The sequence below is a fragment of the Streptomyces alkaliphilus genome, assembly GCF_014141535.1.
Classification (GTDB): domain Bacteria; phylum Actinomycetota; class Actinomycetes; order Streptomycetales; family Streptomycetaceae; genus Streptomyces; species Streptomyces alkaliphilus.
In genome coordinates this window covers 1-449 of the sequence record NZ_VKHT01001736.1, presented here as the reverse complement: position 1 = coordinate 449, position 449 = coordinate 1, and the positions used below count along the sequence as shown (strand labels likewise).

General features: G+C 75.9%; 1 protein-coding gene. It reads right to left on the bottom strand.

All coding sequences use genetic code 11. The features are described from left to right. Positions 1-439, bottom strand: a 439-nt coding sequence (locus tag FNQ90_RS26540; protein ID WP_323380204.1) for a phosphotransferase family protein, incomplete at its 3' end; no start/stop codon positions are given. Positions 440-449: the final 10 nt, after the last annotated feature.

Below are 449 nucleotides of genomic sequence, written 5' to 3'. Positions count from 1 at the left end.
CCGCCCAATCGGGGCCCGCCACGCGCGGCGCCCGCCCGTCCCCGGCGTCGCGGTACCCGCGCAGGAACGCCCGCAACTCCTGTGGGCCGCACCACCCCGTGCGACGGGCGTCGGTGACCATCGGCAGCAGGTCCCACTCCGGGTGGTCCAGACACACCCCGTCGGGGTCCAGGAGCACCACCCGTCCCGAGGGCTCCACCAGCGCGTTCCCCCGGTGCGCGTCGCCGTGCACCGGGACGGGGGAGGAGGGGAAACGCAACTCCGCCACCCGTTCCCGCAACTCGACGAGCCTGCCCCGCAGGAACGCGGTGTCCGTGGAGGTCACCCCCGCCGGCGGCGTGCGCAGCCGACGGGCGGTGCGATCGAAGGCGTCGTAACCCGGCAGCACGAGCCCGTCCGACTCCACCGGCGGGGGCAGCGCGTGAAACGCCCGCAGCACCCCTCCCCAC